We start from the raw sequence: 21274 nt of genomic DNA on the forward strand, positions 1-21274 counted from the left end.
CCTGCCCCAGCGTATTGAACAATATTGCAAACAAAGCGGGGCACTGTCCCTGTGCAGGAGCGCACAGGCCTCTAATCGCCCCGATACTGCCCCGGCGTCACACCCACATGGGCTTTGAATACCCGTTGGAAATGGCTTTGATCGGCAAACCCGAGGCGGTAGGCCACCTCCGCCAACGCCAGCCCTTCGCCCAGCAACTGCCGCCCGCGATTGACCCGGGCATTGAGCAGATAGGCATGCGGCGTCAACCCTGTGGCCGTGCGGAATGCGCGGATCAACTGGTAGCGCCCAAGGCCGGCCTCGCGGGCCAGCACCTCCAGGCTCAGTTGCGCGGGGTCCTGGCCTTCGAGGCGTGCGATCAAACCGCTCAACGCAGTTGCCCCCAAGGCGGGGGCTGCTGCCAGCGGGGCTTGGGCGGAAAAGTCCAGGTCACCCACAAAGGCAATCAGCGCCGCATCCTTCTCACTGTTGCTGGCGCTGGAGAACAGCAACCTGTTCAGCTCGCAGAACTGCCCATACACCGCTGCCACCCGGCAGATACGCGCCGGCTCACCGGGCCCGGCGCCGCCCAGCCCCGACTCCAGCCGCACCTGGGTCAGCCAGTCGGCATCCACATGCAGCATCTGGTAGCTCCAGGCTTGCCCGGGTTGGGGGTTGCAGGCATGTACGCGGTGGGCTGGCACCAATACCAGCGTGCCGGGTGTCAGCCGTTCCTGCCCATGTGCGGCGCCGCTGAAATGGCTGTGGCCAGCATCCACCGCACCGATGGAGAACGTCGGGTGGCTGTGGGCCTTGTAACAGGCGCGGCTATGACAGGCGCGTCGGCTTTCCACATGCGGGAGTGCCGGGTCGCGCCACAGCTCGGCGTGGGAGCGGGGCATCACAAGGTCCTCTATTTCGCCCGCAGCGTAACAGGTGCCGCGTACCCATACAGTTTTTATCGCTGGCTGTAACTTGACCGCAAGGCCCGGCACACGCCGAAATAGACGCCTGTTGCCCAAGGAAAACAACAATGGACCTTTCAAGCCTGCTGCTTTTCATCCCCGCCTGCTTCGCCCTGAACATGGCGCCAGGGCCGAACAACCTGCTGTCGCTGCACAACGCCAGCCGCTACGGCCTGCGCACGGCCTGCGTGGCCGGTGGTGGTCGCATCGTCGCCTTCAGCGGCATGATCGCCTTGGCGGCCATGGGCCTGGCCGTGGTGCTGCACACCAGTGAATACCTGTTCCTGGCCATCAAGGTAGTGGGGGCGGCGTACCTGTTCTACATCGCCTGGCAACTGTGGCGCGCACCGGTAGGCGAGGCCGTGGTGGCAGCCGATCACCCGCGTGGCACCTGGCGCCTGACGCGGCAGGAGTTTTGGGTGGCAGCTGGCAACCCCAAGGCCATCCTGATCTTCACCGCCTTCCTGCCGCAATTCGTCTCGGTCGGCAGCACCACCCCGGTAAGCGAGCAGTTCCTGTGGTTGGGGCTGTTGTTCCTGCTGCTGGAATGGGCGGCCATAGCCCTCTACGCAGGCCTTGGCGCCTACATGCAGCGCTGGTTCAGCCAGCCCGGCCCGCGCCGTTTGTTCAACCGGGTCAGCGCCTCCCTGCTGGGCTGCGCCGGCCTCGGCTTGTTGGCGGCGCGCCGCTAGAACTGCCAGCGCACCCCCAGGTTGATGCCGCTGGCTTCCTGCTGGCGGCTGTCCAGGTTGGCGGTGTACTGCACGCCGCCATGCAGGCTCAGCGCTTCGCTGACCTGCGCCACCACGCCGCTTTCCAGTTGCACCGAGGTATAGCGGTAGTCGGTCTTGATCTTGTCGACATCATCGAAGGTCAGGGTGTCGCGGCCACCGTCGCCGTGCCACAGGTTGACCTGCGCATAGGGTTGCAACAGGCGTCCGCTGCTCCCCGTGAACGCACCTTCCAGGCGCACACCCAAGCGGCCGGTCAGCTCTACCTGGGCGTCATGGCTGATGCGCGAGACACTATCGCTTGCGCTGTCGAGCGAAACTTTTTGTGCAATCAGCTGGGCTTGTGGCTCCAGCGTCCAGCGTTCGGACAGGGCGATGGGGTAGCCGGATTCGAGCGACGCCGCCCAGGCATGGCCGTCGATGTCCAGCTTGTCGCCGCGCTGCGAGCGGGCCCGCCCATCGAGACGGGTGTACTGCAACACGGCATCCAGGTACGCGCCGTGCGGCCCGACCAACGCCCAGTAAGTGCCAACGCTGTCGCCATCAAGTTTCAGGTCGCCAACGCTGCGGTCTTGCGCGGCCAGGGCGAAACCTTTGACGTCGGCATCCAGGCGGCTGTGGCTGACGTAAAAGCCGACATGGTGGCGATAACCGCCATCGCCCGTCTTGGCATACAAGTCCTGGCCCACCTTGAAACCGTACAGGTCGCCCTCCAGGCTCGGGCTGACCGTACCGCTCCATTGCTGGCGAAGCGTGCCGCCGTAGGCCTGTCCCCAACTGGCAGGCAGGGCGCCTTCGCCTTTGAGCAACTGTTGGTCGCCCTGGCGTTGATGGAAGGTACCCAAGGCCTGGCGCGCGATGATCGCAGCGCCTCTTGGGGCGGCAGCGTAAACCGGGACTTCCGGGCGATACAGCGGCAGGCTTTCGCCTTGCACGGGGGCGGGCAGGTCGACCTGGCCAGGTGCCGGAGCGGCAACAGGTGGCGTCTGGGCCGGTGCTATTACCGGCGGCCTGCCCGGCTGTGAAGGTTGTGTGGCTTGTTCGGGCTCGGGGCCCGGTGCTGGAGCGGGTGGCGCGACTAGCGTCGAGCGCAGGTACCAGCTGTTTTCGCTGCCAGCGGTTACACCGCCCTTGAACAACCGGTAGTCATAGGCACCTACCGATAGCGTTTGCGTCTGCACGAATGCAGTGGCAGAGCTGGTGGCGCCGTCACGGGCTTCGACGAGCTGGATGCCGTTTTGTGCGGTTGTTGCACCCGCGCCATTGAGGTTGTTGACGAACAATCGCGTAGAGCCGCTGATGGCGCCGCGGCTGACCACCAGGCGGTCGGAGGCAGCGCCATCGCCTGCCAGTACGCTATTCAGGCGCAGTGTGCCGTTGTTACCGGTGTAATCGCCCTGAACAGTCAGGCGGCCCTGAGCGTCGTTGCCACGACTCAGGTCGAGGGTGCCGGCGTTGACTAACGATACCTTGCTGTCACTCTGGATGCTGACGATGCTGCCCTGGCGGCTGATCAGCGAGCTGCTTGCATCGATCAGAAGGGTGCCTGTCCCAGTGGCGGGGATCACGCGTGGCTGATCGCTGCCGAGGTCTCCCAGCGTGAGGGTGTCGTTGAGGGTGAGCTGGCTGCCTTGCTGGAGGTTGATGGACTCCCAGTTGATGTACGACGCCCCTTGGCCGACCTGACTCTGCTCGAACGTCAGTGTGTCCGTGCCGGTACCGCCGTCCAGAATAACGGCAGAGTTACCGAGGTCGAGGGCGCGGACGATGGCGGTGTCATCGTCATTCTCCATAATGACCCGCTTACCGATCTGGCCGCCCGTCCAGGTAAATTCATCCGCGCCGTTGCCAGTGCGTATTTCGCCTTTGAGCGTGCCGCCGCTGATGGTTATCTTGTCAACGCCGCTACTGGTACTGATATCACCGCCGACGGTGCCGCCTGCCATGATGATCGTGTCGTTGCCAAGCCCACTGACAACGTTGCCAACAACAACGGTTTCGACCCCGAGCCCCTGGGAAATTTCGAGGAAGTTGTCAGCGAGCTTGAGATCGATTCGGCCAATGCTGCCGCCTTTGAACCATGCGGTGTCACCGTCTTCAAAAGCGCCCGTGATGATGCCGCCGGTCATGGTGAACGTGTCCATGTCACCGCCCTGGTTCAACGACCCTAGCGTGCCGCCAGACATCGTGAAGGTGTCCTCGCCATTGCCTTGTTGCAATGACTGCACCGTCCCGCCGCTGAGGGTGAACTCATCAGCGGCATCGGTTTGCACGACGGCGCCGAGGGTCTCACCGGGTGTAACCGTCAGGGATTGGGAATGAGCCAGCAATGGCAGTGCCAGCAGGGGTAAGGGCAGCAGCAAGCGGGGGCATCGCATAGGCAGGTCTCCGGGTCCATTGAAGGGTCCACTACCTGAAGCGACGCCAACGGGGTGGCTTCGGCCCTGCCGGAGTTGTATGTAATGTTTGGCGAGGGGACAACTGGCAAAAATGTCAGGTGGCCCGCTGCCATCAATCGCGATAGAACGTTTGCACCAGGTGGTAGCCGAACTTGCTCTTGATCGGCCCGTGCACTACACGCAAAGGCTTCTTGAAAATCACCTGGTCGATGGCGCCGACCATCTGGCCCGGGCGGACTTCGCCCAGGTCGCCGCCGCGCTTGCCAGAAGGGCAGACCGAAAACTTTTTGGCCAGCACGTCGAAAGCCTCGCCGTTGGCGATGCGCTGTTTAAGCTTCTCGGCTTCGTCAGCGGTTTTGACCAGGATGTGGCGGGCTTGGGCTTTCATGGGGTACCTGTGCTTCGGGGCGAAAAAAGGGGCGCATTATGCCTGATAGACTCGCCTTGCAGGAGCGGCACAAGGCCGCTCCTGCAGGGGCCGCGGTAGTTATTCGACTTTAGCCTTTTGCACGTCCTGCGACGCCGACCAGATGCGGTAGCGCACCTCGACATCCTTGGGCACATACACCACCACCGGCAGCTTGCTGTTGTAGCGCAGCAGGAAGCCGTCACCGATCACTGGCACGAAGGCCTTGGTCTTCTTGCCATCCGGGCAGGCCATCAGGGTGCTGGCCGGGCCGCTGACTTTGTCCAGGCGGTAGTAGTTGTAGCCCCAGCCTTCCAGGGTGCGTTCTTCAAGGCTACCCCCCAAGTGCTGGCGATTGCAGTCGACTTGCAACGTTTTGCCGGCGAGGATCTCCAGTTTGTAGGCCGATTCATCGGCCTGTGCCGGCAGGTGGATGACCTGCCGGGTAAAGCCTTTTTCCGCCTCGGGGTAAGGCGCGACGTCCTTCAGGCTGGCCGCCATCGCAGGCGTGGCGGCAGCCAGGGTGAGGGCCAGAATTGCGGTCATCGGGGTAGGGCGCATAGGGCCTCCTTGCAGGTAAACGGATGCGAACCCGCCGCCAGGCCCAGGCCGCCCGTCACTGGGCCAACCAGCCACCGTCGACGTTCCAGGCGGCGCCGCGAACCTGGCTTGCGGCCTCGCTGCACAGGAATAGTACCAGTTCACCCAGGTGCTCGGGGGTGACAAACGCCAGCGACGGTTGCTTTTCGGCCAGCAGATCATGCTGTGCTTGCAGCGGATCGCCACCGTTGGCAGCACGATCGTCGATCTGCTTTTGCACAAGCGGGGTCAGTACCCAGCCTGGGCAGATGGCGTTGCAGGTGACATTGCTGGTGGCGGTTTCCAGGCCCACCACCTTGGTCAAGCCGACCACACCATGCTTGGCTGCCACATAGGCCGCCTTGCCGGTCGAGCCGACCAGGCCATGCACCGAGGCAATGTTGATGATGCGCCCCCAGTTGCGCGTGCGCATGCCCGGCAGGGCCAGGCGCGTGCCATGGAACACAGCTGACAGGTTCAGGGCAATGATCTTGTCCCAGCTTTCCAGCGGAAACTGCTCCACCGGCGCGACATGCTGGATGCCGGCGTTGTTGACCAGGATGTCGACGCCGCTGAATTCGCGCTCGGCCAGGGCGAACAACGCTTCAATCTGGGCCACGTCCGACAGATCGGCCGGATGGTGAACCACCTTCACTCCATGGCGGGCGATTTCGGCTATGGCCGGTGCCGCGTCGCCAAAGCCGTTGAGCACGATATTGGCGCCAGCGCGTGCCAGCACCTGGGCGATACCCAAGCCGATGCCGCTGGTGGAACCGGTAATGAGTGCAGTCTTGCCTGTCAGGGTCATGCAAAGCTCCTTATCAAGTAAAGGCCGGGCGTGAAGACTCATTTTCTGGGGTCGAACGCTTCACGCAAGGCATCGCCGATGAACACCAGCAGCGACAAGATCACCGCCAGCGCAAAAAACGCCGTAAAGCCCAGCCACGGCGCTTCCAGATGTTGCTTGCCCTGGGTCACCAGCTCACCCAGCGAGGCACTCCCGGCCGGCATGCCGAAGCCGAGAAAGTCCAGCGCAGTCAGGGTGGTGATTGCCCCGGTCAGCATGAACGGTACATAGGTCAGCGTGGCGTTCATGGCATTGGGCAAGATATGCCGCAGCATCACCTGGCTGTCCGCCAACCCCAGCGCGCGAGCGGCTTTCACGTACTCCAGGTTGCGCCCACGCAGGAACTCGGCGCGCACCACATCGACCAGGGTCAGCCAGGAAAACAGCGCCATGATCCCCAGCAGCCACCAGAAATCCGGCTCGACAAAGCCGCTGAGGATGATCAGCAGGTAGAGCACAGGCAACCCCGACCACACCTCCAGCAGGCGTTGGCCAATCAGGTCGACCCAACCGCCATGGTAGCCCTGCAGCGCGCCGGCCACTACGCCGATTAACACGCTGACCACAGTCAGGGCGAAGGCGAACAGCAGCGATACCCGCGTGCCATACAGCACCCGAGCCAGCACGTCGCGGCCCTGGTCGTCGGTGCCTAGCCAGTTGCTGGTGCTGGGCGGGCTGGGGGTGGGTACCAGCAGGTCGTAGTTGGGCGTATCGGCGCTGAACGGGATGGGCGCGAACAGCATCCAGCCGCCCTGGTCTGCGATCAATTGCCGTACATAGGCACTGCGATAGTCGGGCTGAAATGGCAGCTGGCCGCCGAATTCCTGCTCGCTGTAGCGCTTGAGCGCCGGCACATACAGCTCGCCCTTGTAACTTAGAAGCAGCGGCTTGTCGTTGGCCACCAGCTCAGCGCCAAGGCACAGCAGCAGCAGGCCGGCGAACAGCCACAGCGAGACCCAGCCCAGGCGGTTGCGGCGAAAGCGTTGCAGGCGGCGGCGCGAGACGGGGGACAGCATCAGTGCGCCCTCGTGTCGAAGTCGATACGCGGATCGAGCAGGGTGTACGACAGGTCACCGATCAGGCGGATCAACAGGCCTGCCAGGGTGAAGATGAACAGGGTGCCGAACACCACCGGGTAATCTCGCGACACGGCGGCCTCGTAGCTCAGGCGGCCGAGGCCATCGAGGGAGAAGATCACCTCGATCAGCAACGAACCGGCGAAAAACACCGTGATCAGTGCCTGCGGCAACCCGGCCACCACCAGCAGCATGGCATTGCGCAGCACATGGCCGTACAGCACCCGGCGCTCACTCAGGCCCTTGGCCCGGGCGGTGACCACGTACTGGCGGGAAATCTCGTCGAGGAAGGCGTTCTTGGTCAGCAACGTAAGGGTTGCGAAACCGCCGATCACCAAGGCCCCGACCGGCAGCACCAGGTGCCAGAAGTAGTCGGCGACCTTGCCCAGCAGGCTGAGCTCGGCGAAGTTTTCCGAGACCAGCCCGCGTACCGGGAACCAGTTGAGCGAGGTGCCACCGGCGAACAGCACGATCAGCAGCAGCGCGAACAGGAACGAGGGCAGTGCGTAGCCGACCACAATCAGCGCGCTGCTCCAGGCATCGAAGCGGCTGCCGTGGCGTACCGCCTTGCGGATGCCCAGCGGGATCGACACCAGGTAGGTGATCAGCGTGGCCCACAAGCCCAGCGACAGGGTCACCGGTAACTTGTCCAGGATCAGCTCAGTGACTTTGGCCCCGCGGAAGAAGCTGCTGCCAAAGTCCAGCCGGGCATACTGGCCGAGCATCAACCACAGCCGTTCGGGGGCCGACTTGTCAAAGCCGTACTGGCGCTTGATTTCTTCGATCAGTTTCGGGTCCAGACCGCGGGTGGCACGCGACTCGCCATGTACCACCTCGGCGCGTGCGCCGGGTGCACCGCCGCCCAGGCCTTGCAGACGCGCCACGGCCTGCTCCACCGGGCCACCCGGCGCGGCCTGGACGATGGCGAAGTTGACCAGCAGGATTGCCAGTAGCGTCGGGAGGATCAGCAGCAGACGGCGCAGAATGTAGGCGGTCATGGTGATAGCTTCCGGCGTTCGGCCATTTGGGCGTTGGTCAACGGGGTGGGGCTTACCTCCCACCAGGTGTCCAGGCCTTCGTCATAGGTGGCCTGGACCTTGGGCAGGCCAAAGCGGTTCCACCAGGCGGTGGAGCTGCCCGGCGGGTAGTAGTTGGGGATCCAGTAGTAGTTCCATTGCAGCACACGGTCCAGGGCATGGGCGTGGTGCAGCATGTCGGCCTGTGTGCCGGCGCGCACCAGACCGTCGATCAGGTGGTCCACGGCCGGGTCCTGCAGCACCATCAGGTTGTTCGAGCCGGGGTCGTGCGCGGCTGCCGAGCCAAAGTAGTTGTACAGCTCGGCACCGGGCGACAGGCTGACCGGGTAGCCGGTGACGATCATGTCGTAGTCCCGTGCCATCAGGCGGTTGACGTACTGGGCCGAATCGACATTGCGGATGTTCAGGGTGACGCCGATCTGTGCCAGGTTACGCTTCCATGGCAGCAGCAGGCGCTCCATGCCTGACTGGCCGTTGAGGAAGGTGAATGCCAGCGGTGTGCCCTGGCTGTTCACCAGGTGGTCACCTTCGGGGTGCCAGCCGGCTTGTTCAAGCAGGTCCAGGGCCTGCAACTGCTGCTTGCGGACAATCCCCGAACCATCGGTTACCGGAGCGGTGAACACAGTGGTGAAGACTTCGTCCGGTATTTTGCCGCGCAACGGATCGAGCAGCTTCAGTTCGTCGGCATCCGGCAGCTTGCGAGCCGCCAGCGGTGTGTTGGAGAACACGCTTTGCTGGCGGATGTACAGGTTGCGCATCATCTGCCGGTTGCTCCACTCGTAGTCCCACAGCATGCCCAGCGCCTGGCGCACGCGGCGGTCCTTGAACTGCGGCTGGTCGAGGTTGAATACGAAACCCTGGGCAACCTGCGGTTTGGCCGGGCCCAGGTGCGCGCGTTGCAAGCGGCCATCGTCCAGTTGTGCGCCGTTGTAGCCTAGGGTGTAGGCGGTGGCGGAAAACTCGCGGTTATAGTCGTAGCCACCGCCTTTGAGCACCTGCCGCGCCACCTCGGTGTCACCGAAGTACTCGATGCGCAGCTGGTCAAAATTGTAGCGGCCCCGGCTGGCCGGCCGGTTGCGTGCCCACCAGGTCGGGTCTCGTTCGAAGGTGATGCTGCGGCCGTTGTCGATGCGCCCGATGCGGTATGGCCCGCTGCCAATTGGCTTGTCGAAACCCGCACCATTGGCGAAATCGCGCTGCTGCCAGTCATGTTCGGGTAGCACCGGCAAGCTGGCGAGGTCCAGCGCCAGGGTCCGGCCGTGGTCGGGCTTGAAGTCGAAGCGCACGTGCTGCGGGCCTTCCACGGTTACGCCGGTGACATCGGCGAACTGCGTGCGGTACTTGAGGCTGCCCTTGCTCATCAACAGCTCGAAGGTGAAACGTACGTCCTCGGCGCGCACCGGCTTGCCATCGGCGAAGGTGGCAAGCGGGTCTATCTCGAAACGCAGCCAGGCATCCGCCGGGCCACGCTCCATGCTGCGGGCAATCAGGCCATAGACGGTATAGGGTTCATCGAACGAGCGTACGGCCAGTGGCGCGTACAGCAGGCCGTCGACCTCGCTGACGCCGATGCCTTTGTCGATGTACGGCAAAATATGGTCGAACTGGCCGATCTCGATGGCCGAGCGGCGCAGGATGCCGCCCTTGGGGGCGTCGGGGTTTACGTAGTCGAAATGCTGGAAGTTGGGGGCGTAGCGGGGGGCTTCGTCGTAGACGGTGAGGGCGTGGCTGGGAGCGGCATGGACGGTAAAGCCCATGCACGAAAACACAAGCCCCCACAATACTTGTGGGAGCGGGTTTACCCGCGAATGCGTCGGAGCAGGCAACGAGGTTGTCTGGTCTGGCCTCTTCGCGGGTAAACCCGCTCCCACAGGGGGTCTGATCACCGGGAGGGAGAATCAGTCCTGGCGGCTGGTCACTTCCAGCAGGTGGTAGCCGAACTGGGTCTTCACCGGGCCTTGCACGGTGTTGACCGGGGCGCTGAACACCACGGTGTCGAACTCCTTGACCATCTGGCCTGGGCCGAACGAGCCCAGGTCACCGCCCTGACGGCTGGACGGGCAGGTCGAGTTGGCTTTGGCGATTTCAGCGAAGTCGGCGCCTGCTTCGATCTGGGTTTTCAGTTCGTTGCATTTCTCTTCGCTGCTGACCAGGATGTGGCGGGCGGTTGCACGGGCCATGGGTACTGCTCCTTGGGGTAAAAACGCAAGCCTAGCGCACTTGCTTGGGGTATGTCTCGCCAGGCTCGCAACCTTCGGCTCACAGTTTTAGTGCAGCCTCACGCAACAAGGTTTCGGTCGAGGCCCAGCCCAGGCAGCCGTCGGTGATCGAAACGCCGTACTTCAGTGCACCCTTGCCCAGCGCCTGGCAGCCGTCGAACAGGTGCCCCTCGATCATCACGCCAACGATCGAGCGATCGCCTGCCAGGCGTTGCTCCAGCACATCGTTGAACACCGCCGGCTGACGAGCCGGGTCCTTGCCGCTGTTGGCGTGGCTGCAATCGACCATGATGCGCGCCTGAACGCCAACCTTGGCCAATGCCTGACGGGCCATGGCGATGCTGTTGGCATCGTAGTTGGGCCCTTTGTGGCCACCGCGCAGTACCAAGTGCGTGTCCGGGTTGCCCAGGGTTTCGATGATTGCCGGGTGGCCCTGCGCATCCATGCCGAAGTGGCGGTGCGGGTGGGCTGCGCTGCGCATGGCGTCGGTGGCGATGGAAATGCCGCCGTCGGTGCCGTTCTTGAACCCGACCGGCAGTTCCAGGCCACTGACCATTTCGCGGTGAATTTGCGATTCGGTAGTGCGTGCGCCAATTGCGGCCCAGGCCAGCAGGTCGTCGAAGTAGCCGGCGGCCATCGGTTGCAGCAGCTCGGTGGCCACCGGCAGGCCACGTTCGATCATGCTCAGCATCAGCCCGCGGGACAAGGCAATACCCGAGTGCATGTCGTCGCTGCCATCCAGGTGCGGGTCGTAGGCCAGGCCTTTCCAGCCGACGGTAGTACGCGGTTTTTCGACGTAGGCGCGCATCACCAGCAGCAGCTTGTCACCGACTTCGCGGCTGAGGGCGGCCAGGCGGTCGGCGTATTCCAGCGCCGAGCGTGGGTCGTGGATCGAGCACGGGCCGACGATTACCAGCAGGCGCTCGTCGCGGCCTTCGAGGATGTTGCGGATGGCCTGGCGGTGGGCCTGGACTTGCTGGGCCAGTTCACTGGACAGCGGCATCTGTTGCTTGAGCAGGTGCGGGCTGGGCAGGCGCTTGCTGACCGTGGTGTTGGCTGCTTGCGGCTGAGTCAGGGGCAGGGCGAGGTTGGAAGCTTGCATGGCGTTTTTCCCTGGGCGGACGGCGGGTTCAGGCCCGCGCGGTCGGCCCTATCGAGGTGTTCGACAGATCGTTGAATTCGTATTGGCTGCTGCATTGCCACCTGTTGAGGACCGATCGGAGGCGGCAGGCTGGCCCGAACGGGATTGGCTAAATCGCCAGGCATAGGTGTTTGCGTCGTAATAAGTGGCGTAGTTCATGAATCTGTCCTCAATGTGAATCGGTGTTGTTCAAAGGCCTGAAAAGCAAAACCCCCGGTCGGGGAGCCGACCGGGGGTTTGAGTATTCTCATGTTCGGCGGCCCCTCGAAGGTGGGCGCCGTGTGGGTATCGGCGCCTAGTGGCTAAACCAATACCCGAAGTAATAGCTGGCAGGTGCCACGCAGCCGGCAACGGCCAGAACAGGGCGCAGTTTGCGACCGGTTGGGTTGGCGTGGTTGCGGGTGTGATTTGGCATGTTGCTCTCCAGTGAATGAGCCCGAGCTTACTTCAGTTTCACCGGGCCATTCAATGGATAAATGCTATGAGCTCGATCATTTGTTTTTGTACTGGATGGTTCAATGGCCGTAGCGCCCGATCAGGCTCTGCGCCCCTACTGCGTGGCCTTGCAGCAACTGCAACAGACCGCTGCGGTCCAGTCCCTCGGGAAGCGTGCCCAAGGGCAGGTCTGTGGCAATGAGCGTCAGTGCGTAATGGTGCGGGTTGTCGCCAGCGGGTGGGCAGGGGCCTCGGTAGCTGAGGGTGCCCCGCGAGTTGCGCCCCACAGTCACGTATTGCCCACTGAGCCCGGCCATGCCTTCCTTGAGCCCATCGTGCTCCGGGTCAATGTTGTACGCGACCCAGTGCACCACGCCGATACCCTTGCCGCCGTCCGGGTCGAACATGATCAGCGCGAGCGACTGGGTACCTGCGGGCAGGTTGTTCCAACTCAGTTGCGGGGTGCGCTCCTCGCCTGCGCCGCAGGCCGGGTCCTGCCCGACCTGCTGCAGGGCGATCACGCCCCCATCAGTGAATGACGAGGAACTGATCGACAGCGCCCCTTGGTTGCTACTGCTTGCCAAGGCTGTGAAGGGCAGCAGGGCGGCGAGCAGCCAGGGTTTGACGTTCATGGCGAATCCTTGGCAGGGCTTTGGGCGCAGTGTAGCCGAGGCGTGCCTCAGTGGCTGTCCTGGTCCTCGGCGGTGCCGCCGGTGTGCCCGGCGCCAGAGCCTGTCGCCTCGCCCGTGCTGTTCGAACCGCCGCTGGCCCCGTCGGCGGCATCGCTGTTGCTGCCGGTGTCGCTGCTGTCGTTGTCCTGGCCACTGCCGGGGCTGTTGACGCTGCTGTCGTCACCGGCGGTCTTGCCGCCAGACTGGTCGGTTTGCGGACGGCTGTCGGTGTTGGTGTCGGTGGCAGCAAAGGTGGTGCCGGTGAGGCTGGCCAGCGCGAGCGCCAGGCACAGGGAGAGAGAGCGAATGCGGATCATGGAGGGTCTCCTTGGCGGATGATCTGTCATTCGTTTGGCTGCGCGTCAGGGCAGGTGTGCCTTTCGGGCGACGAGTGGTCACTCTGTGGGAGCGGGCTTGCCCCGGGAACACCGGCAAAGCCGGTGCCATACACAGCGTTGCCTGCTTCGCGGGACAAGCCCGCCCCCACACCAGCCACTGTTCTCTGCGTGACAGCACAACCTATAAGGGATGAGTGGCCTCCCACAAGGAGTCGGCAACGGATTCAGACAGGCTCTGAGCGTTGCGCCGGGCTTTCCACGGGATCCAGCGGCGGATGCTCCTGCGCCGCATGCATCAGGTCTTCGGTTACCCGCAGCTCGGCGCCGGTTGGCGAGAAGGTGGTCGAAGCGGTGAACGGTGCCGGGTGCTCTGCGGCCGGGCGCTTGCCGCGTCGCCACATGAAAAAGCACACCATGGCCAGGTTGACCACGGCAAAGGCCCAGAACAACCCGGCCTCGCCAAACTCGGTCATCATGGGCGAAATGGCCACCGGCGCCATGGCCGAACCCAGTGAGTTGATCAACAACAAGCCTTGAATCATCGGTACCAGCGCGTCGGAAGGCGCGCGGTCGGCCGCATGGCTGACCGCCACCGGGTACAGCGTGAACACGCCACCACCCAGCAGGAACAGCATGGCCGGCAGCAGGAACGAGTCCGACGGCAGGAATACTGTGACCAGCGACAACACCACGCACAGTGCAGCCAGGGCAATCAGCACATCCTGGCGATCCTTGCGGTCGGACCAGCGGCCCACCGGGTATTGCAGCAGCATGGCGCCGAGGATCACCCAGGCCATCATGTTGCCGACCTCGCCCACGGCCAGGCCGATGCGCTGCAGGTACAGCGGCAGCAGGGCATAAATGCCGGCAATCGCCACCCCCGAACCAAAGCAGCCAACCAGGCCAGACGGTGCCACACCCAACAATTGGCGGGGTTTGAGGGGTTCGACCTGGTCCAGCAGTGGCGATACCCGCGGGAGGATCACGATGGGCAGTACCGACAGGGCAGCCAGTACCCCAGCCAGCATGAAGGGTGCGGTGTCGCCAAGCTGGGTGATTTCGCCAAGGCCTGCCTGGGCAATCACCCCGGCGCCGTAGAAGGCGATCATGTACAGCGCCAGCAGGCGGCCGCGGATTTTTGCATCGCCGGCCAGCAGCAGCCAGCTTTCGATCACCAGGAACACGCCGACTGCCGCCCACCCGTTGATCAGGCGCAGCACCGACCACCAGGTGACGTCGTAGAACAGCCCCTGCAGCAGGATGGTCGCGCCGATCAGCGAAGCGAAGCTTGTGTAGGCGCGGATATGGCCGATGCGCAAGATCAGCCGGTCGTTGAAGATGGCGCCCAGGGTCAGGCCTAGGAAGTAGGTGGACGAGACGACGCCGATGGTGGTGGCCGACTCACCGGCAGCGCCCAGGCGCAGGGTAGTCAGGGAAGACATGAAGCCGTTGCCCAAGGCAATGATGAACAGCCCGAGCAGGGGCGCCAGCGCCATGGCCAGCAAACGCGGAGACATACAAACCTCTAGTTGGATGAGCGGAATGAGCGCCTTCTCGGACGCGCACACCGGCTCGACCCGATAAGGGGCGAGTGGCGACACGGATGCGACCTGGGCAAGACTCAACCGCTGGACCCTTTGGGAATGGGCCGGGCGGGGAGGGTTGAGCCTATTTCACATGTGCGTTCATGTGTTCAGGCACGGACTCTGTCATTGCTGCGGGTTGCCACCGTTCAAGGCGACGGGCGAAAAGGAAGCGGGATTCTACGGGCTTGGAAGCTTTTGCCCAAGGGGCACGGGTATGCGACGAGACGCCGCAGTCCAAGGGCGACATGAACGTGTCTTGGGCAGACATCTTGGCGCCGCTGTGCAGCCCCGGCCATCTCACGGACTGCTGCATAATGCTGAACCCACCCCAAGGAAGGCCCATCATGTTCGCGTCGCTGTTCGCAGTCCTGGCCCCGGTCTTCATCGTCGCCGGCATCGGCTTTGCCTGGGCCCGCAAGGGCCTGGACTACCCCACCGATTTCATCGCCCGGGTCGTGATGACTGTCGGTACCCCGTCGCTGGTGCTGTCCACCCTCAGTCGCACCGAGCTGAACCCTGACGCCTTCACCAGCATGGCCTTGGCTTGCCTGCTGTGCACCCTGGGCATGGCCTTGGTCGCCTTGCTGGTGCGTCGTGCTTCGGGCATGCATTGGCGGGTACTGCTGCCGGCGTTCATGTTTCCTAATACGGGCAATATGGGCCTGCCGATCAGCTTGTATGCCTTCGGTGAGCACGGCCTGGCACTGGCCGTGGCGTTTTTCCTGACCTTGTCGATCGTGCAGTTCACCATCGGCATGGCCATCTCTGGCACAGCGGCTTCGCTCAAGGCGCTGCTGCGCAACCCTATTGTCATCAGCCTGGCCGGCGCCATGCCCATCATCTTTCTCGATTTCGAGCTACCGCGCTGGCTGGCAAACACTGCAGATTTGCTCGGCGGCATGACCATTCCGCTGATGTTGCTGACCCTGGGGGTGTCGCTGGCCAGCATTCGCCTGCGTCACGTGGGCAGCGGCCTGTTGCTGGGTGGCTTGCGCATTGGCCTGGGGGCTGCGATGGGCTGGGCAGTGGGGGCGGCGCTAGGCATGGACAACCTTGAGCGCGCGGTACTGGTGGTACAGTCGGCGATGCCGGTTGCTGTGTTCAACTACCTGATGGCGGTGCGGGCCAATCGTGAGCCGGAGCAGGTGGCGAACCTGGTGATGTGTTCGACGGTGCTTTCGTTTGTCTGGTTGCCGGTGGTGCTGGCCTGGTGGATGTAAGCCTGTTCTGGCCTCTTCGCGGGGCAAGCCCGCTCCCACAGGTCCAGCGCAGCCTTTGAAAGCTGTGCAGTCTCTGTGGGAGCGGGCTCGCCCCGCGAAGAGGCCGGCAGCGAACACATCAATCCTGGCTACGGGTATCGATACTGACCACTACTGACATCCCCGGCCGCAGGTGCCTGGCTTCCGGCTGGTCGGCATCCACGGTAATGCGCACCGGAATACGCTGGGCAATCTTGACGAAGTTGCCGGTGGCATTGTCCGCTTGCAGCAAGGCGAACTCCGAGCCGGTTGCTGGCGAGATCTGCTGTACATGCCCCTGTAGCTTCAGGTGGTTGAGCGCATCCACGGTGAAGCTCACCGGTTGGCCGATGCGTACATTGGCCATCTGGGTTTCCTTCATGTTGGCAATCACCCACAGGGTGTCGGGTACCAGGGCCATCAACTGCGCGCCGGAATTCACATAAGCCCCCAGGCGCGTGCCGATCTGCCCCAGCTGGCCGTCGCGCGGGGCGGTGACCCGGGTGTTGTCGAGGTCGATGCGCGCGAGCTCCACCGCCGCCTTGGCATTCTCTACCGAAGCTTGTAACGCGGCCCGGTTGACCACCACCGTTTCCCGGTCTTGGCGAGCGATTTCCAGCGCCGCCTTGGCCTGGGCCAGGCTGGCGACGGCAGCGGCTTCGCTGGCACGGGCCAGGTCCAGGTCACGGCGCGACACAGAGCCGTCATTGACCAGCGCCTGGTTGCGGCCAAGGTCGGCTTTGGCCTTGGCTGCCTGGGCCGCCGCATCGCCGATGGCCGCCTGACGCTGGGCGATGGTGGCTTCGGCGCTGTTACGCTGCTGCAGGTTGTTGGCCAGGGCCGCCTGCTGTTGCTGCAGTTGGGCGATGGCCTGGGCCAGGCGCTGCGTGTAGATGCGGTCGTCCAGTTGCACCAGCAAGTCACCGGTCTTGACGAACTGGAAGTCGTGCACCGGCACGTCGACGATGTAACCACTGAGCTGCGGGCCAATGATGGTCACCTGGCCGCGCACCAAGGCATTTTCGGTACTTTCGATGGCGCTGCCGAACGGCGGCAGGCGCCAGGCATACAGCACCAGCAGGATGCCGGCCAAGGCCACGCAGGCGAAGCTGATCGTCGACAGGATGCGCACCCGCCGCGAACGCGTCGGGCTGGTGGGCTCGCTGGGCGGTGTGGTGCCTTCCGGGGTTTCGGCGATGGCGTTGGTGGTCGTGGTGCGGGTGTCGTCGGTCATCGGGTGGGCGTGCCGGGGGTGGAGTCGGTGGAAGTGGTCTGGCGCCTTGCGTACCAGAGCCAGGTGCTGCGGATGCAGATCCAGACCATGGTCAGGATAGCGATGCTGCCGATCAGCACGAACACATCGTTATAGGCCATGACATTCGCCTCGCGGGTGGCGGCATTGGCCAGCACACGCATGCCAGCTTCGTTGCGCATGGCCGGGTCGGCGAGCAAGCCGCCGTAGCCGGCGCCACCGCTTTGAACGCGGCTGGTCACCAACGGTTCAAGGTAGCTGAGGCGGTCCATCAGGTGGCTTGAATGAAACTTTTCGCGCCAGGTCTGGAAGGTGCCCAGCAGTGCCGCGCCAATCAGGCCGCCGAGGTTGTTGCAGATGCCAAACAGCACCGAAAAGCTCACCAGATTGCGCGGGTTGGCGCGCACATGGCTGATGCCCAGTGCCATCGAAGGGCCGAGGAAAAAGGTGCTGCCGAACGCCAGCAGGAACTGGCTGAAGTACATTTGTGCCGGGCGGGTGAGGTTGCTGGAGCTGCTGTCCATGAACGCGCCTGTGGCCATGGCCAGTAGCGAGACGAACAGCGGGATCACCAAGTGGTTGGGGTTGATGGTCAGGGCACTGCTGGCCAGGCCAGCCACCGCACCCAGCAGCATGATCCAGTACAGCGTGCGCATCTGCTCGCTGCCCATGTTGAGTACCTGCAGGAAACCGACCGCACCGGTGGACTGTTCGGACGTGACCATGCGGATCAGTACCACACACAGGGCCAGGCGAATGATTGCACCGCTGCCCAGCCAGTGGGTCATCAGCAACGGGTTGCGGCGGTTGTGCTCGATGGCCAGGCCTGTGAAGATCAGCGCGATCGATGCCGCCAGTGCCACGCCGATCCACGGCGCCTCCAGCCACCAGTCTATGCGCCCCAGCGACAGCGCCGCGCAGAGCAGGGCGGTGCCGCTGGCCATCAGTGTAAAGGTGAGAAAATCCAGTGGTTCGAACGTCTTGAAGCGGTCACCGGGCGGCAGCTTGAGCATCAGTACGCACCCCAGCGCAGTCAGCGCCAGGCCCAGTTCGAACAGGTACAGGCCACGCCATTCGGCGATCTGCAGCAAGTCTTCGGAAAAGATCCGCGCCAGCGGCAGCGCCAGCTGCGAGGCGCCCAGGCCCAGTACCATGGCCTTCAGCCGCCATTTGGCGGGGAACGCCTGAATCATGTAGTACAGCCCCAGCGAGCTGAGCGCTGCGCCGACCATGCCGTGGGCCGCACGCACGGCAATGGCCGAGTTGAGATCGTTGACCAGCAGGTGGGCGAAAGTGACCAAGGCATACAGCACCAGGAACACTTCGGTGAACGCGCGCAGGCCGAACTGCTGGCGGAATTTCACCAACAGCAGGTTCATGGACACGTTGGTCATGACGTAGGCGGCCGGTAGCCAGGCCATTTCTGCCGTGGTCGCACCCAGGGCGCCCTGCAGGAACACCAGGTTGGCGGTGACCAGCGCGTTGCCCAGGCCACCGGTAATTGCCACCAGCAGGCCAACCACGCCGTAGGCCAGGCGCTTGGCTGGCGAATGCAGAGGCGTGGAGGGCGAGCCCGGCAGGCTGGGTTTTTCGTGGGGGAGCCACTGGCGAGGGGCGTATTTGTCCATGGGACAGACTGTACTTGAGCGGCGGTTGGTGCTGCTAGGTGCATCCTTTGGTTTTTGTGATGGCGATGCGCAGGTGCTACAAGGCTTTGGCCAAGAACGCCGCTGTGCGGCTGTCGGCACACGCGGCCACAACCTTGGGCGGCCCGCTGACCACTACTTTGCCCCCGGCGTCTCCGGCCCCTGGCCCGATGTCGATCACCCAGTCGCTCTGCGCCACCACGCGCATGTCATGTTCGACCACCACCACGCTGTGCCCGGCTTCGACCAGGCGGTTCAACTGCACCAGCAGCCGGTCGATGTCTTGCGGGTGCAAGCCATTGGTGGGCTCATCCAGCACGTACAGGGTTGCCCCACGGGCCGTGCGCTGCAGTTCGGTGGCCAGCTTGATGCGCTGCGCTTCGCCACCGGACAGTTCGGTGGCCGGTTGGCCCAGGCGCAGGTAGCCCAAGCCGATATCCTGAAGCACTTGCAAGCACCGGCGCGCCGGGGGCTGTTCGGCAAATACCTGCAGGGCCTGGTCGACCGTCAGTTGCAGCACTTGGGCGATGTTCATGCCTTGCCAGCTCACCGCCAGGGTTTCGGGGTTGTAGCGGGCGCCATGACAGGTGGGGCAAGGTGCGTAGACACTGGGCATGAACAGCAGCTCGACGCTGACGAAACCTTCGCCCTCGCAGTTGGCGCAACGGCCCTTGGCAACATTGAAGGAAAAGCGCCCGGCGTCGAAGCCCTTGGCCTTGGCCTGGTCTGTGGCAGCGAACAGCTTGCGCACATGGTCGAACAGGCCCGTGTAGGTAGCCAGGTTGGAGCGCGGCGTGCGGCCAATCGGCTTCTGGTCGACCTGCACCAGGCGCTTGATACTGCCAAGCCCCGCACTTACATGGCCGCTGCTGGCCTGTTCAGGTTCGTCTTCCAGGTTTTGTTCTTCGGGTTTGCTACGCTGCTCGGCATGGCCCAGGTGCGCGCCCACCAGTTCCAGCAGGGCCTGGCTGACCAGGCTGGACTTGCCCGAGCCGGAAATACCGGTGACGGCGGTAAAGCAGCCAAGCGGAAATGCCGCGCTGAGGTCATTCAGGTTGTTGCGGGTGATGCCTTCAAGCTGCAGCCAGTCGCGGGCCGGTCGGGGTTCACGCATGGTGTGGGTCGGGGCACTGAACAGGTAGGCGCGCGTGCGTGACGGCTCGACCTCGGCCAGGCCTGCGGGTGGCCCGCTGTAGAGGATGGTGCCGCCATGCTCGCCGGCAGCTGGCCCTACATCCACCAGCCAGTCGGCGCGGCGCATGGTGTCCAGGTCGTGCTCCACCACATACACCGAGTTGCCCGCGTGCTTCAGGCGCTGCAGGGCTTCGAACAGCGCTTCGCTGTCGGCAGGGTGCAAGCCGGCCGACGGCTCGTCGAGTACGTAGATCACGCCGAACAGCTGCGAATTCAGCTGGGTGGCCAGGCGCAGGCGTTGCAGTTCACCAGAAGACAGGGTCGGGGTGCTGCGCTCCAGGGCCAGGTAGCCGAGGCCAAGGTCGAGCAGGGTATCGATGCGTTCGAGCAACTCGTTTGCGATGCGTTGGGCTGCCAGGCGCTTTTCCAGGGTCAGCTCGTCTTGCTGGTGTGTCAGGTAGCCCGCTGCTGCCACCTTGCGAAATACCTCGGCCAGCGCTTGCAATGACAGGTGCGACAGCTCGGCGATATCCAGCCCGGCAAAGGTCACGCCCAGCGCTTCGCGCTTCAGGCGTTTGCCCTGGCACAGCGGGCAGGGGCTGGGGCGCATGTATTGAGCCACGCGCTTGCGCATCTGTGCGCTTTGCGAGTGCATGAAGGTATGCAGCACGTACCGTCGGGCGCCCATGAACGTGCCCTGGTAGCTGGGCTCCTGTTTGCGCTTTAGCGCTTCACGGGTTTGCGCCGGGGTCAGGCCGGCATAAACGGGGGCGGTGGGCGTGTCCTCGGTGAACAGGATCCAGTCGCGCTGCGCCTGCGGCAGGTCGCGCCAGGGAATGTCAACGTCATAACCCAACGTCACCAGGATGTCGCGCTGGTTCTGGCCTTGCCAGGCCATGGGCCACGCCGCCACCGCACGCTCGCGGATGGTCAGCGACGGGTCGGGGACCATGGTTGCTTCGGTCACCTCGTAGACCCGGCCCAAGCCATGGCACTCTGGGCAGGCGCCCTGGGGCGTATTCGGCGAAAAGTCCTCGGCGTACAGCATCGCTTGCCCGTCCGGGTAGTGGCCGGCGCGCGAGTACAGCATACGGATCGAGCTGGACAAGGTGGTTACGCTGCCCACCGAGGAACGTGCACTTGGCGTGCCGCGTTGCTGCTGCAGGGCTACCGCCGGCGGCAGGCCGTCGATGGCATCGACGTCGGGCACGCCAACCTGATCGATAAGGCGCCGGGCATAGGGCGCCACCGACTCGAAGTAGCGGCGCTGGGCTTCGGCATAAAGCGTGGAAAAGGCCAGCGAGGACTTGCCCGAGCCGGAGACGCCAGTGAATACCACCAAGGCATCGCGTGGAACATCCACATCGATGTTCTTCAGGTTGTGCTCGCGGGCACCGCGTACGCGGACGAAGCCGCTGGGGGAGGTTGGGCGTGAAGGCATGACGCAGTCCTTGGCTGTGGCTGAGCAGTGAGCCCCAAGGTAACAGCAATTTCGACCCTTTCGGTTCCACGGTGTGAAACCAGATTCGATTGTGCTTCATCCCGCCTCGCGCTTATCTGTCAGCCAAGCACGACCTGCCTTAGCCGTCGTGACC

18 protein-coding genes are annotated in these 21274 nt (G+C 64.0%); 2 read left to right on the plus strand and 16 right to left on the minus strand.

The genetic code is table 11. The features are described 5' to 3' along the window. Nucleotides 1-71 precede the first annotated feature (71 nt). The gene (locus tag CKW35_RS04835; protein WP_095115297.1) at nt 72-881 is read right to left on the minus strand and encodes an AraC family transcriptional regulator; all 810 of its coding nucleotides are present in this window, start codon (nt 879-881) and stop codon (nt 72-74) included. Nucleotides 882-1012: 131 nt separating this feature from the next. On the opposite strand from CKW35_RS04835, the gene CKW35_RS04840 reads away from it, so the two are divergent. Beyond that, entirely contained in the window at nt 1013-1636 is a 624-nt protein-coding gene (locus CKW35_RS04840; RefSeq protein ID WP_016487306.1) for a LysE family translocator, read from the plus strand. On the opposite strand, the gene CKW35_RS04845 is transcribed toward CKW35_RS04840, so the two are convergent. From CKW35_RS04845 to CKW35_RS04900, 12 genes are all read right to left on the minus strand, one after another. Beyond that, nucleotides 1633-4053, minus strand: coding sequence for an autotransporter outer membrane beta-barrel domain-containing protein (locus CKW35_RS04845; protein ID WP_095115299.1), 2421 nt, complete (start codon nt 4051-4053; stop codon nt 1633-1635). The two genes, CKW35_RS04840 and CKW35_RS04845, sit on opposite strands and share 4 nt — an antisense overlap. Before the next feature lie 133 nt (nt 4054-4186). After that, nucleotides 4187-4462, minus strand: a complete 276-nt coding sequence (locus tag CKW35_RS04850) for a peptidylprolyl isomerase (RefSeq protein WP_016487304.1) — start codon at nt 4460-4462, stop codon at nt 4187-4189. 99 nt (nt 4463-4561) lie between these two features. Continuing rightward, entirely contained in the window at nt 4562-5041 is a 480-nt protein-coding gene (gene eco / locus CKW35_RS04855; protein WP_016487303.1) for a serine protease inhibitor ecotin, read from the minus strand. Between the two features lie 55 nt (nt 5042-5096). Then, nucleotides 5097-5867, minus strand: coding sequence for a 3-hydroxybutyrate dehydrogenase (gene hbdH / locus CKW35_RS04860; RefSeq protein WP_095115302.1), 771 nt, complete (start codon nt 5865-5867; stop codon nt 5097-5099). Nucleotides 5868-5905: 38 nt separating this feature from the next. Further along, nucleotides 5906-6922, minus strand: a complete 1017-nt coding sequence (locus CKW35_RS04865; RefSeq protein ID WP_095115304.1) for an ABC transporter permease — start codon at nt 6920-6922, stop codon at nt 5906-5908. Then, the gene (locus CKW35_RS04870) at nt 6922-7980 is read right to left on the minus strand and encodes a microcin C ABC transporter permease YejB (protein WP_095115306.1); all 1059 of its coding nucleotides are present in this window, start codon (nt 7978-7980) and stop codon (nt 6922-6924) included. The genes CKW35_RS04865 and CKW35_RS04870 overlap by 1 nt, the downstream gene beginning before the upstream one ends. Further along, nucleotides 7977-9776, minus strand: a complete 1800-nt coding sequence (locus CKW35_RS04875; protein WP_095115308.1) for an extracellular solute-binding protein — start codon at nt 9774-9776, stop codon at nt 7977-7979. Before CKW35_RS04875 ends, CKW35_RS04870 begins: the two co-directional genes overlap by 4 nt. Before the next feature lie 141 nt (nt 9777-9917). Then, nucleotides 9918-10199: a peptidylprolyl isomerase gene (locus CKW35_RS04880; protein ID WP_023048866.1), complete on the minus strand. Its 282-nt coding sequence runs from the start codon at nt 10197-10199 to the stop codon at nt 9918-9920. A gap of 79 nt (nt 10200-10278) precedes the next feature. Continuing rightward, the gene (locus tag CKW35_RS04885; RefSeq protein WP_016487297.1) at nt 10279-11340 is read right to left on the minus strand and encodes a 3-deoxy-7-phosphoheptulonate synthase; all 1062 of its coding nucleotides are present in this window, start codon (nt 11338-11340) and stop codon (nt 10279-10281) included. 554 nt (nt 11341-11894) lie between these two features. Next, complete coding sequence (locus CKW35_RS04890) at nt 11895-12446, minus strand: YbhB/YbcL family Raf kinase inhibitor-like protein (protein WP_095115310.1); 552 nt, start codon at nt 12444-12446, stop codon at nt 11895-11897. Nucleotides 12447-12493: 47 nt separating this feature from the next. Then, complete coding sequence (locus CKW35_RS04895; protein ID WP_016487294.1) at nt 12494-12802, minus strand: hypothetical protein; 309 nt, start codon at nt 12800-12802, stop codon at nt 12494-12496. 245 nt (nt 12803-13047) lie between these two features. Further along, complete coding sequence (locus CKW35_RS04900) at nt 13048-14340, minus strand: MFS transporter (RefSeq protein WP_016487293.1); 1293 nt, start codon at nt 14338-14340, stop codon at nt 13048-13050. 413 nt (nt 14341-14753) lie between these two features. On the opposite strand from CKW35_RS04900, the gene CKW35_RS04910 reads away from it, so the two are divergent. Then, complete coding sequence (locus CKW35_RS04910; protein WP_095115312.1) at nt 14754-15629, plus strand: AEC family transporter; 876 nt, start codon at nt 14754-14756, stop codon at nt 15627-15629. Nucleotides 15630-15747: 118 nt separating this feature from the next. On the opposite strand, the gene CKW35_RS04915 is transcribed toward CKW35_RS04910, so the two are convergent. The 3 genes from CKW35_RS04915 to CKW35_RS04925 all read right to left on the minus strand — a co-directional run bounded on the left by CKW35_RS04915 (nt 15748) and on the right by CKW35_RS04925 (nt 21120). Beyond that, nucleotides 15748-16881, minus strand: a complete 1134-nt coding sequence (locus tag CKW35_RS04915; RefSeq protein ID WP_016487290.1) for an HlyD family secretion protein — start codon at nt 16879-16881, stop codon at nt 15748-15750. Beyond that, complete coding sequence (locus tag CKW35_RS04920; RefSeq protein WP_095115314.1) at nt 16878-18527, minus strand: MFS transporter; 1650 nt, start codon at nt 18525-18527, stop codon at nt 16878-16880. Before CKW35_RS04920 ends, CKW35_RS04915 begins: the two co-directional genes overlap by 4 nt. Nucleotides 18528-18603: 76 nt before the next feature. Beyond that, complete coding sequence (locus CKW35_RS04925; protein ID WP_095115316.1) at nt 18604-21120, minus strand: excinuclease ABC subunit UvrA; 2517 nt, start codon at nt 21118-21120, stop codon at nt 18604-18606. Between the last annotated feature and the right edge of the window lie 154 nt (nt 21121-21274).

The sequence above is a fragment of the Pseudomonas sp. Irchel 3F3 genome, from assembly GCF_900187545.1.
Taxonomy (GTDB): Bacteria; Pseudomonadota; Gammaproteobacteria; order Pseudomonadales; family Pseudomonadaceae; genus Aquipseudomonas; species Aquipseudomonas fortuita.

Coding starts and splice junctions, on each gene's coding strand:
- CKW35_RS04835 (WP_095115297.1), bottom strand. CDS start 881: ATGCCCCGCTCCCACGCCGAGCTGTGGCGCGACCCGGCACTCCCGCAT.
- CKW35_RS04840 (WP_016487306.1), top strand. CDS start 1,013: ATGGACCTTTCAAGCCTGCTGCTTTTCATCCCCGCCTGCTTCGCCCTG.
- CKW35_RS04845 (WP_095115299.1), bottom strand. CDS start 4,053: ATGCGATGCCCCCGCTTGCTGCTGCCCTTACCCCTGCTGGCACTGCCA.
- CKW35_RS04850 (WP_016487304.1), bottom strand. CDS start 4,462: ATGAAAGCCCAAGCCCGCCACATCCTGGTCAAAACCGCTGACGAAGCC.
- eco (WP_016487303.1), bottom strand. CDS start 5,041: ATGCGCCCTACCCCGATGACCGCAATTCTGGCCCTCACCCTGGCTGCC.
- hbdH (WP_095115302.1), bottom strand. CDS start 5,867: ATGACCCTGACAGGCAAGACTGCACTCATTACCGGTTCCACCAGCGGC.
- CKW35_RS04865 (WP_095115304.1), bottom strand. CDS start 6,922: ATGCTGTCCCCCGTCTCGCGCCGCCGCCTGCAACGCTTTCGCCGCAAC.
- CKW35_RS04870 (WP_095115306.1), bottom strand. CDS start 7,980: ATGACCGCCTACATTCTGCGCCGTCTGCTGCTGATCCTCCCGACGCTA.
- CKW35_RS04875 (WP_095115308.1), bottom strand. CDS start 9,776: ATGGGCTTTACCGTCCATGCCGCTCCCAGCCACGCCCTCACCGTCTAC.
- CKW35_RS04880 (WP_023048866.1), bottom strand. CDS start 10,199: ATGGCCCGTGCAACCGCCCGCCACATCCTGGTCAGCAGCGAAGAGAAA.
- CKW35_RS04885 (WP_016487297.1), bottom strand. CDS start 11,340: ATGCAAGCTTCCAACCTCGCCCTGCCCCTGACTCAGCCGCAAGCAGCC.
- CKW35_RS04890 (WP_095115310.1), bottom strand. CDS start 12,446: ATGAACGTCAAACCCTGGCTGCTCGCCGCCCTGCTGCCCTTCACAGCC.
- CKW35_RS04895 (WP_016487294.1), bottom strand. CDS start 12,802: ATGATCCGCATTCGCTCTCTCTCCCTGTGCCTGGCGCTCGCGCTGGCC.
- CKW35_RS04900 (WP_016487293.1), bottom strand. CDS start 14,340: ATGTCTCCGCGTTTGCTGGCCATGGCGCTGGCGCCCCTGCTCGGGCTG.
- CKW35_RS04910 (WP_095115312.1), top strand. CDS start 14,754: ATGTTCGCGTCGCTGTTCGCAGTCCTGGCCCCGGTCTTCATCGTCGCC.
- CKW35_RS04915 (WP_016487290.1), bottom strand. CDS start 16,881: ATGACCGACGACACCCGCACCACGACCACCAACGCCATCGCCGAAACC.
- CKW35_RS04920 (WP_095115314.1), bottom strand. CDS start 18,527: ATGGACAAATACGCCCCTCGCCAGTGGCTCCCCCACGAAAAACCCAGC.
- CKW35_RS04925 (WP_095115316.1), bottom strand. CDS start 21,120: ATGCCTTCACGCCCAACCTCCCCCAGCGGCTTCGTCCGCGTACGCGGT.